Here is a 13,711-nt window from a genome sequence, read left to right as displayed (position 1 = left end):
GGAACAATCGGTATATTTATCGGTATTCGCCAACGGATACTCAATATCACTTGGTCGCGATTGTCAACGGGGTTACGGATCCCAACGTGGTATTGACCGACTCCATGTCGGATGCCCAGCTGCTCACGCAACCTGTCCTCGACATGGACGGGCCCAAGATCATACCCTCCACGAAGCTCGTGGACGTGCTCCGACGCGACGGCTCCACCTACGAGCATGTGTTTCAGGAAGGTATTCTGGAGTTTTCGGGCATCAAAGGGGGCAGGACACTGGACAAGAAACAACTGACGATTACCAGTTCCACAACTGTCCAGGATTTGATCGATTTTATGGTGCAGGCGATGGGCATCCAAGTGCCCACCGATGACCCATCAAATCCAATTCCGAAGTCGCCTCCGCCGGATCCCCCAGCCGAACCGCAAACGAGCCCAGGCGGGCTAGTGAGCGTAGATGGGCGGATCATTCTTACCGGAAATAACGGAAAAGATAATGCCATCGACATCGGCATGTCGGGGATGTTATTGCGATTTCCCAACGGTGTGACAACGACGGTCAATCTTCCATGGACAACCATCCAGCAGGCCGTGGGAGAAAGTGCCGTGACGGACTTTCTCGTCTATGACTCGCTGGGAATACCTATTCGTGTTCGATTAACCGCCGTGTTAGAAGCCCGGGATAGTACCAAAACAGTCTATCGGTGGTTTGCGGATTCTCCGGACAATGACCCGATCTCGGGGGCCGATATTTCCGTGGGTACCGGACTGATCTATTTTGACGGTGAGGGGAATTTTATCTCCGCTACCAATAACAAGATTTCTATCGAGCGGCGGCATGTATCGGCGCGCTCACCGCTGGAGTTTGCGCTAGATTTCAGCAAAATCTCTGGTCTGGCTGCAAAGAACAGCACGTTGATGGTGTCCCGTCAGGATGGGTCGGCACCGGGTGTGCTGACGAGCTTCATTATCGGCGAGGATGGGCTGATCAGGGGAGTGTTCTCCAATGGCGTGACGCGGGATCTAGGGCAGATTCGCCTGGCGCGCTTTGCAAATCCGGCTGGTCTGGTCCAGCGGGGTCAGAATTTGTATGCGGAAGGGGTCAATTCGGGGCTTCCCGTACTGGGCAACCCCGGCGAGCAGGGCATCGGAACGCTGGTCGCGGGAGCTGTGGAACTTTCCAACACGGACATCGGTGGGAGCCTGATCGACCTGATTCTGGCCTCCAGCATGTACCGGGGGAATACCCGGGTGATCAGTACCGTCCAGCAAATGCTCGATGAATTGCTGTCGCTGCGACGTTGATTTTGGCAGGAGGTGAGCTATGGTATGTCGAGCGGCTGGGATCTCGATAGGGTGGTCCCGGCCGTTCCTGGTATTTCCTGATCCTTCCAAAATATCGCAAACAGATTGACCGGCTTTCGGCTGTGCCCATTGCCGTGGAGGAACACAGGCCTGGGCGATAGCCGGTTGAAGGTGGGGAATCAATATGACGGCTGTCGGCAGGGAAGTGCAAGATAATCTTCAGACGGAAAGTCACTATGATTCGTTTAACGCGACTAAGTGGCGAGCCTTTTATTCTCAATGCGGATCTTATTTGCTACGTTGAAGAACGCCCGGATACCTACATCACGTTGACGACGGGGGAACGGGTGGTAGTCCGGGAATCGATGGATGAGGTCCTGCGGCGAGCGGTCGCGTACCAGCAGGCGAAATACTGGCTCCCTCCGCACAGGCCTGCGAATTGCCATTCCGGTGACACTGCGAAGGAGGCTTCCTGAGTATGGATATTGCGTCCGTCATCGGAATTCTAGGTGGTACTCTATTGATTGTGGTCTCGATTGCGATAGCCCCCGGCGCATCGACCAAGGCGTTTATTGATTATCCTTCCATTGTGATGGTGGTGGGCGGCGCAATTGCGGCGTTACTTACATCGATGCCGTTGCGGGATGTGTTAAAGATCGGTGGAGTTGTAAAAAAAGTCTTTTTCAATAAAAGTGATGACGTCTCGGCACTGATCCAACAGATTGTCTCGCTCGCAGAGACGGCGCGTCGGGATGGACTTCTGGCTCTGGAAAACCGTTTACCGGAGATCTCTGACCCGTTTATCGTGCTCGGAGTACAGATGGCTGTGGATGGAACCAGGCCGGAAGTCATGGAGGATATTCTCCGCACCGAAATGGACGCCGTTGCGGCACGGCATCAGACTGGAAAACTCATCTTCGATCAGATTGGTAAATTCGCACCAGCTTTCGGAATGATCGGAACGCTGGTCGGGCTGATCATCATGCTGGGGAACATGAGCGACCCCAACGCCATCGGTCCTGGCATGGCGGTGGCCCTCCTAACCACGCTCTACGGGGCGATCGTGGCCAACGTGGTGGCGCTTCCCATGGCGGAAAAACTGGGGCATCTTTCCCGTGAGGAACAGATACGCATGGAAATCGTTGTGCGCGGAATTATGGCCATTCAAGCGGGGGAAAACCCGCGGGTCATCGAGCAGAAGCTGCGGACGTTCGTCCCGCCAAAGGCTAGAAAACAGCAAGACCAGAAAAAAGCGGCATGATCCGGCCGGGAGAACCTGATTGAAATCTGAAGGTAGCCAGCATGGGACGATTGAAGCAGGAGTCCTCAGGTGGCGGCGGGGGAGCACCGGAATGGGTGCTCACCTACGGCGATATGATGTCCCTCCTGCTAACGTTCTTCATCATGCTGGCGGCTTTGAGCGAGGTGAAAAAAGAGGACCAATTCGAAGCCCTCGCGGAAGCACTGCGGCGACGGTTCGGAAAATACGTCTCCCTCGATGAGTTGGCTCTCTACTACAAGCCGACTGTAGCCACTCCTCTGAAATCGGTAAGTGAAGGCCGGGAAAAGCTGGCTAAGACGCTGGAAGGGGCAAGCAAAGTAAAAGGGCCTCGCGGTCGGGAAGCAAAGGTCCGATCGATCCGGCCGGGGGATGAAGCGACGACGGGTGGGGTCGTGTTCTTTGAAGAGGGTACCGATCAACCGCTTCCGGGATTCGACGAGTCGCTCAAAAAGATTGCCGAATCCCTTGCAGGGAAACCGCAAAAGATCGAAATACGCGGTCATACGTCAGCCAGACCGCTCCCGCCGGGATCTTCTTTCCGTACCCATTGGGACTTAGCTTACGCCGAGTGTCTTCGCGTGATGGAAAAACTCGTGGAACTGGGGATCGAACCGGAACGGATTCGAATCTCGGTCGCCGCCGCTAACGAACCACTTTTCACCGATCCGGACCCAGAGAAGAGGAAGCAAAATGCCCGGGTGGAGATAGCACTCCTCAACGAGCTCACAACAAGTGGCAGCATATTCCCCTCGAAGGGTGGGTAATGTGTTGATTTTGCTGGGTGGCTTAAATGGCTATCCCCCCTGGCTTGTTGAAACATCTCATCTCTATCCGCTTGTTTGTGTTCTATAGTTTCATTAAAGAGCCCAGTCTTCTCGGTTAATTTCAGCGGGATGGATAGGGTGTCTTGTCGAGCCCACTCCGTTCGCATCGTGGAACTTTTTGATTTTGACGATGGGAGACTCTTCTATGGCGGGCGTTACGGAAAATGCTGGAAAGAAAGAGCAAACCGATCAACAGACTGCTACCCCTTCTCGCCATCACGGGGGGCTTCGGCTGAAACTGGCGGGCTTCATTGTAGGCCTAGTGACGGTGGAGGCTCTTGCGGCGTACTTCATCCTACCGGGTTCTACAAACGCGGGACCGCCATCGCACGAGACCGAAAAGATGGCAGTGGGCACCGAGACCGCGACTCCGGCGGCACCGGTATCCGTGCCGGAAACGCAGGTGGATCCGACCCAGGGGCTGGGGACGCCTGGGACAGGCACTGAAGTGGAGGTGGACCTTGGGGAATTTAGTGTCACTTCCTATCAACCGGCCACACAGACAACGCTGAGGATTGACTTCCACCTGTGGGGGACCGTGGACCAGTCGCAGGAGAAGGATTTTCAGGCAGCGTGGGCGAAGGCAAACAATCGCGTGAGGGACCAAATTCTGGTGATTGTTCGCAGTGCCGAGTTAACGGACCTCACGGACGCGGGATTGGGGTTGATCAAAAGGAAGATTTTAGAGAAAGTTAACCACGCCCTGGGCAAGCCGTACTTGAAGAGCGTGGTCTTCAGCGAGTTTTCGTTCCTTGAGCAATAACGCCGAAGCTGAATTGACGGCTGTTTCCGCCCGGGTGCGCAGATTTATTCGCGGAAGATTGATCACCGAAGTCCCGGAATCAGGAACGGATTCCCATGGCGGGCGACGAGCAACTCAGCCAGGAAGAGATCGAAAAGCTGCTTCAATCGGCGAACCGGCAGCCGTCAGGAGGTCACGCTGGTCCGTCCGGAGGAATTGCGGGGAACAGTGCGGACGACGCCAGCCGACCGCTTTCACAGGATGAGATCGAGAAGCTTTTGCAGCAGGCAGGACGCACGCCGGCGACACCGTCCCCTGCGGCGAAAGCAGCTCCTGCCGCTGGAGCCGCTTCAGAGAGCCCGGAGGCCCAAATTCATCCTGCAGATCTCGACTATCTTTTTCGGCAGGCAGAGCAGGCGCTGGCCTCGCTGGAGTCCGATCAGGTGGGAAACTTGCCGCCCGGATTGTCGCCCTTCGAATTCACGGAGTTTTCTGGTGCTCCTCCATCGACGCAGGCGGCGACGCTCGACTTGTTGAAGGAAGTCGAACTGGATGTTCAGATCGAGCTGGGTCGCACGCGATTGTACCTCGAAGACGTGCTCCGCCTCCGCAAGGGGGCGGTCGTCACGCTCGACAAGCTGGCGGGTGATCCCGTCGACATCTATGTGAACGGACGCCTGATCGCACGCGGGGAAGTGCTCGTTCTCAACGACAACTTCTGCATTCGGGTCGCAGAGCTTGTAGCGGGGCGGCAGCCGCAAGTGGAGGGCGAAAGTTAACGCGGGCGACCTCGATGGACAGTTCATAAGGGAAAAATTGGTTTTGATGGAATGAACGAATGACCAAGGAACGGGATTGAATGGAAGGCGCGCCTGGAAAGGAGTCCCGGTGTGGCGCGAAAACCGCGTGATAACGATGACAATATTCACCTGTTAGTCGTTACGCCCTGGCATAAACCGGGCGCCGTTCTGTCTTTTCTACTTTTCTATCGGGCACATCATCCCGCCGGGCGCCTTTTTCCTAGTCCGTGTCGAGAGATTCGAACTGGCGCGATCTCCTTGCTCTTACTTTGTCTTTATTTGGCGCTACCTCCGGGGGTAGGCCAGGCCCAGGCGATTCAGGGTGTTCCGGATCAATGGTCGGCCGATCCGGGCGGTTTCTCCAGTGGAGTTGACACTCCGCTGCGACAAAGCCAGCTCTCGCCGGGTTTGGTGCAGCCTTCTCCTCCGGATAGTACTACAACCAACCGTTGGAGTATTGGTTCCGGAGTGCAGACGAAAACGCTGAGTTTGGATGAAAACTCCCCGGTAGGCGATGTCGCAGGGCAGAGGAGTGGCACGGTCCGAGAACCCAGCAATGGGAAGGAGGCAGTAGGCGGCGAGAAGGCGCTGCGTATTTCGCGACGCGATTCGACAACACGCGGGCCCACCTCGACAGGGAGTTCTTTTCAGCGTTTCACGCCATGGCTTACGACGGTTGGCGCCCTGGCGATGGTCGTAGGAGTTTTCCTCGTGTTTGCCTGGATGCTTCGTCGTGTCCACCCGCAGGGGCACCAGGTCCTTCCTCGTGAGGTGGTGGAGGTGCTGGGACATACAGCGCTTTCTGCCCGGCAGCGCCTGTGCCTGATTCGCCTGGGACGGAAAGTAGTCCTTGTGGCGATGAGTACAGAAACTATCGAACCGATCACCGAGATCGATGATCCGGTCGAGGTGGACCGGCTCGTGGGCCTGTGCGTCTCCCAACGGCCGCATAGCTCTACGCAGACCTTTCGACAGCTTTTTAACAACTATGTGAACGGGCATGAAATTGTTGGAACATAGTCCATTATTGTGACAGTGTACACAGAAGATGGCCATCATATTGCGTTATGGCCAAATTGATGAACCTCAAAGAACTTTCGGGTGGCTCGGGATGATGCTCACCCGACTGCAATCTACCATTCCACGGTGGCCATCGATCTGGTTTTATGCACTCATCCTGGCAGTGCTGCTGTTCTTTTACGGACGACCGGTCTTCGCTGAGATTCCAACGTCCAACCGGCCTCTTTCGCTGGATCTTCCCGCAACCTCGAGCAATTCGGGAAATCCCTCTTTGCTCGATCCACAGAGTTGGACAAGTCCCGAAGGACTTTCCAGTGCCCTTAAGATCGCACTTTTGCTGACGGTGCTGAGTTTGGCACCGGCGATTATTCTCATGACAACTTCTTTTATTCGCGTCATTGTTGTTCTGAGTCTTCTCCGGCAGGCGCTGGGTACTCAAAACCTGCCACCCAGTCAAGTGATTACTGGTCTATCGCTATTCATTACCCTGTTTATCATGGCACCGGTATGGCGGGAGGTTTACCACCAGGCGATCGTTCCTTACCAGCAGCGACAGATCAGTTTGGAAGAGGCATGGGAGCGTGGCCAGAAGCCGATTCGTCGGTTCATGTCACTGCAGATTGAGCGGTGCGATAACGCTGAGGACGTATGGTTGTTCTTGCGGTACGCCCAGCTCGAAAAGGAGCCGGAAACCTACGACGACGTGCCCCTGCAAATCCTGGTCCCCGCCTTTATGCTCAGTGAATTGAAAACTGCCTTTTTAATCGGTTTTCAAATATTCTTACCATTTTTGATAATCGACATGGTTGTTTCTACGGTGATGGTGTCCATGGGAATGCTCATGATGCCACCCGTGCTGGTGTCACTCCCTTTCAAGCTGCTTCTGTTTGTGCTGCTGGACGGTTGGCATCTGGTGGTAGGCATGCTCATGGAAAGTTTTCAGTCGATTCCCTAACGTTGATGGGGCGGTTCAGGAAGGGTGCCGATTGCTGAAGCAAGGTTATTTTAAGTGTAAACAAATGACACGCATATAGAACGAGTCAGAAAATATGGATACACAAGCGGCGGTCGATTTATTCAGGACGGCGATTTGGGTAGGTTTTTTGATCAGCGCGCCTGTTCTTTTAGCAGGGATGGCTGTCGGCCTGATCCTGGGATTGCTTCAAGCGGTGACGCAAATTCAGGAGCAAAGTTTGGTGTTTGTTCCCAAGGTTGCGGTAATGGTTATTGTATTTCTGCTCACATTGCCATGGATGCTGGCGCAGATGATTGAATATTCGCAGGAATTGCTGAGAAGTATGTCGGGAACTATCTATTAGGCGCAGAAAGAATCGCCACCATAAAAAACAAGTCAACACTAGAATGGATGACTATTTTAGATGCACCTTAATAGATATCGTGTGAGAAAAACGCCAAAGGAGGCGGGTCAAAAGGGAATGCGTGGAATGGGAATGGCCGGGATTCCGCGTGTGGTGCGGTGAGCCGGGCGGGACAGGTGGCGGGGCTGCATGATGATGGGTGACATGGTCACTTACTTGCTGAATCAGTTTATTCTGCTGATGCTCGTCTTTATCCGCATGACAGGTCTGGTTCTGTCTGCGCCCGTACTTTCCCATAGACTTGTGCCGATGCAAGTTCGCGTTCTTCTGGCGCTGGCCTTGGCCCTGCTGATCTTGCCTGTGGTGACCGTCCCGCTGCCGCACGTCAGTAACATCCTGGAATTCGGTGTGATGGTTGCGTCGGAGCTGGCCGTGGGATTCGTCCTGGGGCTGGGTGTGATGCTGATGATCCAGGGGATGCAGCTAGCGGGCGATATCGTCTCGAGGATGGCGGGGTTGGGAATCGGCGACGTCTATGATCCGACAAGCGACAGTGAGCTTTCCGGGTTCAGCCAGTTGCTCTTTGTCGTGGGGATGGTGGTGTTCCTGGTGACGGGTGGAGAAAAGGCCCTGTTGAGCGGAATTCTGGAAAGCTACGCGGTACTCAAGCCCGGTGTCTTGTTTTCACTCCGTGATGCGACCGCGCTTCTTCTGGATTGCGTGACGTTCAGTTTCGTACTGGCGGTTCGGGTGGCGGCCCCGGCTATGGCGGCTCTGCTGACCGTGACGCTCGTCCTGGGGCTGATCAGTCGAACTCTTCCTCAACTCAATCTTCTCATGCTGGGGTTTGGGCTGAACGGTATGGCGGCGCTGGGGACGCTTCTTCTTTCGATAGGATTCATTGTGATGATTTTTGAGCAGGACCTGGCCAACACGTTTCAGCGGGTGTTTCCCTGGGCGGCCGGATTCTGACAGGGGTCATCTGTTCCGACCGTGAGCCATGCCGGACGATGTAGGCGAAAGAACGATCGAGCCAACGCAGCACCGGCGGCAGAAGGCCCGGGAGGAAGGGCACGTCGCGCGGAGTTCGGACCTTGTCTCGGCTCTCGTTTTGCTTGCGGGAACCGGGGCACTCTTGATTGGCGGACGGGCCCTTGTGGAAAGTGTTGTGGCGCTGACGGAGCGTCAATTGGGTGGTGAAGCGTGGCTCACAACCGACGTCAACACGGCAAGCGCCATGTTTCTCCAGGTGGCTCAGGAGATCGGTCAGGCCCTGGCGCCGATCCTGGTGGCGGTGGTGATTGCGGCGGTGGCGGGACACTTTATTCAGTTCGGATTCCTATTTTTACCGCAAAAAGCCGCCCCCGATTTGACGCGGATTGACCCGCTCAAGGGCTTTGGGCGGATCTTTTCTCTGGCGAATATCGTACGCCTGCTATTCGGCATATTCAAGATTTTAGTCGTGGGAGCTGTCGCGGCCGTCTATCTAGCAACGAAAATAGACTCGATATTCCTGCTGGGGGCCTTGTTACCCGGAGAAATTGCGAGTTTCCTGGCGGAGTTACTCGTTTGGACAACGCTCCGCCTGGGGATCGCGCTTTTAGTGCTGGCAATTTTGGATTTTGCGTTTCAGTACTGGAAACGCGAACAGGACTTGAAGATGACCCCCCAGGAACTACGTGAAGAGTTGAAAAACCTGGAAGGGGATCCCCAGATCGCGGCGCGACGCAAAGTCGTCCAGCGGCAACTGATGCTCAATCGGGTTAACCAGGCAGTGCCCAAGGCGGACGTAGTGGTGACTAACCCCACGGAGCTGGCGGTGGCTCTCAAGTATGATCCGGAGACGATGGCGGCTCCGGTGGTGGTAGCCAAGGGGGCGGGCCTTGTCGCGCAACGGATCCGCAAGCTCGCCGAAGAGCACGGGGTTCCCGTTATCGAGAAGAAACCGCTAGCCCAGGCGCTTTATCGCACCGTGGAGGTAAATCAACCCATTCCGGAAGACCTCTACGCAGCCGTCGCCGAAGTGCTGGCATACGTCTATCACCTGAAAGGCAAAAAAGTGCCACCGGCGAAGGCCGCATGATTGACTCACTGATTCGGGGGAGCACACGCACGGGTTCGGTGCGGCAGATACTCGGTTTTACGGTCTGGTCACGCGGGATAGGGTGATGAGGTTTGAGGGGGCTTGGGAGCGCTCGTCGGATCGTGAGTTTGTGGAAGGGGGTACCCGTATTTTTCGAAGAAAAACCGCCACCGGCGGGCGATTTCTCGCTGAACGGCCGGATCGAGCTCAAATTTATTGCGCTTGTAATTGGATCGCTCGGCGATGAATTCGCGGAGGCGGGACTGAACGATTTCGAAACCGCCAAGGTCGAGCTCCCGGTAGAGCCTTTCCATTTGTCGCTGAGGATCCGCGACCAACGCTTCGTAGCTCACCTCGGCCAGTTGACCGGGCGGAATCATTGCTCGGTCCCTTTCAAACGCTTCGTACATCCGGCAGAACGTTGTGAGTACGCGCTCCTCTAGACCCTGATAGTGTGGAACCTGAAGGCCTTCGTCCTTGGAAAGCCGCTTCCACAGATTGATCGTCGAGGGATAAACGGCGAGCGGATCGCGGTAGATGTGAACGAATTTGGCTCGGGGAAACATCTCCAAAAGGACTTTAATCCGGCAGGTGTGGGGTGGCGATTTGAGGACGATCCGCTTCCCGCATTGGATGGTGACCGCTTTCAGGAACGTCAAGAATGCCTTTTTCCACCGCTCGAGTTCGCGCTGGGAAACATCTTCGAGCGTCAAATAGGCATCGTAACGAGGGGGCTCGTTGGGAAAAATGAGACTTAAATAGGGGGAGGGAACCCCCATGTTGCACAGGGCGAATTCATCTTCCTGAGGACGGTTCCAGTCGAACGGCATGTTATCGATGGGGCGCATTTTAGGCATAAGGAGCCCCACGAGCGGCGCCAAAAACCAGCGCGAGACAAGGAAGTGATTGGGTGCGAAACATGCGTAACTATCTGGAAATCCAAACCGCGGGTCGAGGATGAACATCTCGTGAAGGAGTGTCGTGCCCGACCGCCAGTGTCCAATGATGAAGATCGGGTCGTCGACAAGAGGTGTGCGTGCGATTTTTCTTCCGTACACAACTTTCTGAATGAGGGCCAGAAAGGAGTTAAAAAGGCCAATGATTGTGATGAGGACGGCCATGCCGAGACGGCGGGGGGCGATCTTGAAGCGATGGTCGGCCATCACTTTGATCCATCCCCAGAATGTGATGCCATCCCAAAAACGGGGGATCCAGGGCCGGTCGCGATAGCCGCCAACTTCCTTTGCCTTAACACCGTTTTTTGACATGCCTACCTCGTACGCGGAGTTGGATGGATGGTCAACACGGAAGATTCTGGAAAGGCGAGAAGCCGAATGGCGGGGATGGACTTCTGACATAATCTTGGCAACCTATCCAGAGTTCTTATTTTATCACATCATTCTTGGCTCGGCGACCAACCGGCGTTTTCCGCTTTGGAAAACATTTCCCTCATCGGCAATGTGGTGAGCCAGAATCCAGCCCACCGTCGCAATGGGGTTTGTCACGGGGCTGTAAAGCGAAAACAATCTGGACCGTTCAGGTCATTTTCGGTATCGTTGGCCCCCTGCGTGGGAGCTGTCTTGGCAAAGGTTGCGAGGAGGGCGCGGAAGCGGAATTTGGGAGACGGGAGTGGCTGGAAATCCAGGTGTTCTTCAAACCCGGTTGAACATCGTCAAACCGCAGGAGCTTGTTTTTCCTGTGGTGATTATCGCCAGCGTCATTGTGCTTCTGATTCCGCTGCCGGTGTGGCTGCTGGATTTTCTGTTAGCCACCAACATCACCGTGGCCATCATCATGCTGCTGACAACCATTTATGTGGCCACACCACTGGAGTTTAACATTTTTCCCTCACTTCTCTTGGCGACCACGTTGATGCGGCTGGTTCTCAACGTAGCGACGACCCGCCTCATTTTAACGCGGGCGGGGGAGGCCGGTTTGGAAGCGGCGGGGAGCGTCATTCGGTCATTCGGGGAGTTTGTAGCGGGGGACCAAATCGTTGTCGGTCTGATTATTTTCGTGATCATCGTCGTGATTCAGTTTGTGGTGATCACCAAGGGTGCCACGCGTATCAGCGAAGTGGCTGCCCGATTCACTCTCGACGGCATGCCCGGGCGACAGATGGCCATCGACGCCGATTTGAATGCCGGGATCATCGATGAGAAAGAGGCCCAGCGACGGCGCGAGGAAATCACGCGGCAGGCGGACTTCTTCGGAGCGATGGACGGTGCCAGCAAGTTCGTGCGCGGCGATGCCATCGCGGGCATCATTATTACGTTAGTCAATATTATTGGCGGTTTGTTCATTGGCATGGTCCAGTTGGGGATGCCCTTCTCGCAAGCGGCGGCCCTGTATACGAAATTGACCATCGGCGATGGTTTGGTCAGTCAAGTGCCGGCATTTCTGATCTCTCTTGCCGCTGGCTTGCTTGTGACGCGGAGTAGCAGTCAGGTCAATTTGCCCGCAGAATTTCTCCGTCAGATGTTCGGACGCCCACAAACGCTTGCCGTGGCTGGAGGATTTTTGGGAATTTTGGTGTTTACGCAACTGCCAACCCTGCCTCTTCTGACGATTGGAGGGGCATGTGCGGCCTCGGCCATTCTGCTCTCTCAGAAGGCAAAGAAAAAGAAGCTTACTGAAGAGGCCAAAAAGCAGGCGGAAACCGCTAAGCCTCAGGAAGAGCGCATCGAGGATTATCTCCTAGTAGACCCGATGGAACTGGAGATCGGAGTCGGGTTGATACGCCTGGCGGATCCCAAACGCGGCGGTGATTTACTTGAGCGAATTCACCGGATCCGAAAGAACATCGCCGCGGACATCGGCATTATTCTTCCGAAGGTGAGGATTCGCGATAATTTCCAGCTCGATCAGCATCAATACCGAATCAAAATCGCCGGAGCGCCGGTGGCCACGGGAACGGTTTATCCACAGTTGCTCCTGGCCATGGACTCCGGCATGACAACGGGAAAGGTTCAGGGCATCGAAACCCGCGATCCGGCGTTCGGTGCACCCGCTTTGTGGATTGAGCCGTCGCTCAAAGAAAAGGCAGAAATGTACGGCTATACCGTGGTGGAACCGGCTGCCGTAATCGCCACGCATCTTACGGAAACCATTCGGCGACATGCCGACGAAATTCTTACCCGCGATGCCACCAAACATCTTATCGAAGAGCTGAAAAAGACGTCGCCCGCTGTAGTGGAGGATCTCATTCCCAACGTGATGCGTTTGGCGGAGGTGCAGCAGATCCTGCAAAATCTGCTTCGCGAAGGGGTATCGATTCGCCAGCTTGGGTTGATTCTGGAAACGTTGGGCGACTACGCACCGCGGACCAAGGATCCCATCTTGCTGACCGAGTTTGTTCGTGCCCGGCTGGCTCGCGCGATTTCCACCCGGTATCGCGATGCGGAAGGGCGGATGATGGTGGTGACGCTCGATCCTGCCCTGGAGGATCGAATACGTGCGGGATTCGATCACACGGAACGAGGCCTGTTTATCAGGATGTCGCCGCAGAGTATCGAGGCCCTTTGCCGGGCCATTAGCAAGGAGATTTCCAAACTGACCACACAGCACAGACCACCCATCCTGCTGGTCAGCCCACAGATCCGGGCTGCCTTGAAGGAAATGACAGCACCGTATTTATCCCAGCTTGTGGTGCTCAGCTACAACGAAATCACCCGCGATACCAAGATCGAGGCCGTTGGTATGGTAACTGACGCCGCATGACGGAGAGGCAGAAAAATGGGGACTATGAGAACACAGAATTTGGGATCGGGACCGCGAGAAAGACCGATGTGCGTTTTAAGTTGGTCAGACTGAGCGAGTCCCGGATGGTGAGGGGGGCCGGTGTCAGCGGAAGCGACGAATGCAGACAGCGGAAATTTCAAAGGAACATTTTTCCATTGTCCAGTAAGGAGCTTTCGGTTGGGGAATTTGCATATGGACAACGTGGAAATTCGGACATTTCGGGCCAGCACCATGCATGAAGCATTGGCGCTGGTACGGCGAGAGATGGGGCCCGACGCAGCCATTTTACGAACACGCGAAGTCCGTGTGCGTCGCTGGTTTGGACTGTTGCCCGGACGACCGGAGATTGAAGTTGTCGCCTCTTTCGGCGTGAATGTTCCCAGCCGTTTGCCCGCGGAGACGACCGCGTCGCCGCGCCGTCCTCCTGCGGAAGGTGGACTGTCTCTGGAACAGCCGGCGCCGGAGACCCGGGCGCTGATCCTCCGGGCGGCACACGCGGGGATGGAGGTCCAGCAGAAGCTGGAAAACATGGAGCACATGCTCCGCAGCCTGTGCCGGCGGACCGGCTCTTCCGCGCTCTATGATTGGCCGGAGCCGCTATT

At 55.6% G+C, this 13,711-nt stretch carries 13 protein-coding genes and 1 pseudogene; 13 read left to right on the top strand and 1 reads right to left on the bottom strand.

Annotated features, from left to right (window positions below; all coding sequences use genetic code 11):
* The 11 genes from ABJK56_RS01265 to flhB all read left to right on the top strand — a co-directional run.
* Window positions 1-1,298 (top strand): flagellar hook-basal body complex protein (locus ABJK56_RS01265; RefSeq protein ID WP_347242853.1); only part of this gene is annotated, 1,298 nt, incomplete at its 5' end.
* 236 nt (window positions 1,299-1,534) lie between these two features.
* A complete protein-coding gene (locus ABJK56_RS01260) occupies window positions 1,535-1,774 on the top strand; it encodes a flagellar FlbD family protein (RefSeq protein ID WP_347242852.1) in 240 nt (79 codons plus the stop codon).
* Between the two features lie 2 nt (window positions 1,775-1,776).
* Window positions 1,777-2,559, top strand: a complete 783-nt coding sequence (locus tag ABJK56_RS01255) for a MotA/TolQ/ExbB proton channel family protein (RefSeq protein ID WP_347242851.1) — start codon at window positions 1,777-1,779, stop codon at window positions 2,557-2,559.
* A 41-nt stretch (window positions 2,560-2,600) separates the two neighbouring features.
* Entirely contained in the window at window positions 2,601-3,344 is a 744-nt protein-coding gene (locus ABJK56_RS01250; RefSeq protein ID WP_347242850.1) for a flagellar motor protein MotB, read from the top strand.
* A gap of 205 nt (window positions 3,345-3,549) precedes the next feature.
* A complete protein-coding gene (locus ABJK56_RS01245; RefSeq protein ID WP_347242849.1) occupies window positions 3,550-4,167 on the top strand; it encodes a flagellar basal body-associated FliL family protein in 618 nt (205 codons plus the stop codon).
* A 95-nt stretch (window positions 4,168-4,262) separates the two neighbouring features.
* Window positions 4,263-4,925: a flagellar motor switch protein FliN gene (gene fliN, locus ABJK56_RS01240; RefSeq protein ID WP_347242848.1), complete on the top strand. Its 663-nt coding sequence runs from the start codon at window positions 4,263-4,265 to the stop codon at window positions 4,923-4,925.
* Between the two features lie 111 nt (window positions 4,926-5,036).
* Window positions 5,037-5,966 (top strand): flagellar biosynthetic protein FliO, encoded by a 930-nt coding sequence (locus tag ABJK56_RS01235; protein ID WP_347242847.1) that lies wholly within the window; start codon window positions 5,037-5,039, stop codon window positions 5,964-5,966.
* 91 nt (window positions 5,967-6,057) lie between these two features.
* A complete protein-coding gene (fliP, locus tag ABJK56_RS01230) occupies window positions 6,058-6,921 on the top strand; it encodes a flagellar type III secretion system pore protein FliP (protein WP_347242846.1) in 864 nt (287 codons plus the stop codon).
* Window positions 6,922-7,015: 94 nt separating this feature from the next.
* Window positions 7,016-7,285 carry a flagellar biosynthesis protein FliQ gene (gene fliQ, locus ABJK56_RS01225; RefSeq protein WP_347242845.1) on the top strand — a complete coding sequence of 90 codons (270 nt, stop codon included), beginning with the start codon at window positions 7,016-7,018 and terminating at the stop codon, window positions 7,283-7,285.
* Between the two features lie 189 nt (window positions 7,286-7,474).
* On the top strand, window positions 7,475-8,257 hold the full coding sequence (locus ABJK56_RS01220; RefSeq protein WP_347242844.1) for a flagellar biosynthetic protein FliR: 783 nt from the start codon (window positions 7,475-7,477) through the stop codon (window positions 8,255-8,257).
* 28 nt (window positions 8,258-8,285) lie between these two features.
* The gene (gene flhB, locus ABJK56_RS01215; RefSeq protein ID WP_347242843.1) at window positions 8,286-9,368 is read left to right on the top strand and encodes a flagellar biosynthesis protein FlhB; all 1,083 of its coding nucleotides are present in this window, start codon (window positions 8,286-8,288) and stop codon (window positions 9,366-9,368) included.
* A 68-nt stretch (window positions 9,369-9,436) separates the two neighbouring features.
* On the opposite strand, the gene ABJK56_RS01210 is transcribed toward flhB, so the two are convergent.
* Window positions 9,437-10,636: a sulfotransferase gene (locus tag ABJK56_RS01210; protein WP_347242842.1), complete on the bottom strand. Its 1,200-nt coding sequence runs from the start codon at window positions 10,634-10,636 to the stop codon at window positions 9,437-9,439.
* Window positions 10,637-10,997: 361 nt separating this feature from the next.
* Here ABJK56_RS01210 and flhA point away from each other — a divergent pair, with 361 nt between their 5' ends.
* Together flhA and ABJK56_RS01200 are read left to right on the top strand one after the other, a co-directional pair.
* On the top strand, window positions 10,998-13,088 hold the full coding sequence (gene flhA, locus ABJK56_RS01205) for a flagellar biosynthesis protein FlhA (RefSeq protein WP_347242841.1): 2,091 nt from the start codon (window positions 10,998-11,000) through the stop codon (window positions 13,086-13,088).
* Window positions 13,089-13,301: 213 nt separating this feature from the next.
* Window positions 13,302-13,711 (top strand): annotated as a pseudogene (locus ABJK56_RS01200) (hypothetical protein); the annotation flags it as partial.

The organism is Thermogutta sp., from assembly GCF_039793925.1.
Lineage (GTDB): Bacteria > Planctomycetota > Planctomycetia > Pirellulales > Thermoguttaceae > Thermogutta.
Note: the sequence above shows the minus strand (reverse complement) of the source record. Positions and strands in the feature narration are given on the sequence as shown.

Coding starts and splice junctions, on each gene's coding strand:
- ABJK56_RS01260 (WP_347242852.1), top strand. CDS start 1,535: ATGATTCGTTTAACGCGACTAAGTGGCGAGCCTTTTATTCTCAATGCG.
- ABJK56_RS01255 (WP_347242851.1), top strand. CDS start 1,777: ATGGATATTGCGTCCGTCATCGGAATTCTAGGTGGTACTCTATTGATT.
- ABJK56_RS01250 (WP_347242850.1), top strand. CDS start 2,601: ATGGGACGATTGAAGCAGGAGTCCTCAGGTGGCGGCGGGGGAGCACCG.
- ABJK56_RS01245 (WP_347242849.1), top strand. CDS start 3,550: ATGGCGGGCGTTACGGAAAATGCTGGAAAGAAAGAGCAAACCGATCAA.
- fliN (WP_347242848.1), top strand. CDS start 4,263: ATGGCGGGCGACGAGCAACTCAGCCAGGAAGAGATCGAAAAGCTGCTT.
- fliP (WP_347242846.1), top strand. CDS start 6,058: ATGATGCTCACCCGACTGCAATCTACCATTCCACGGTGGCCATCGATC.
- fliQ (WP_347242845.1), top strand. CDS start 7,016: ATGGATACACAAGCGGCGGTCGATTTATTCAGGACGGCGATTTGGGTA.
- ABJK56_RS01220 (WP_347242844.1), top strand. CDS start 7,475: ATGATGATGGGTGACATGGTCACTTACTTGCTGAATCAGTTTATTCTG.
- flhB (WP_347242843.1), top strand. CDS start 8,286: ATGCCGGACGATGTAGGCGAAAGAACGATCGAGCCAACGCAGCACCGG.
- ABJK56_RS01210 (WP_347242842.1), bottom strand. CDS start 10,636: ATGTCAAAAAACGGTGTTAAGGCAAAGGAAGTTGGCGGCTATCGCGAC.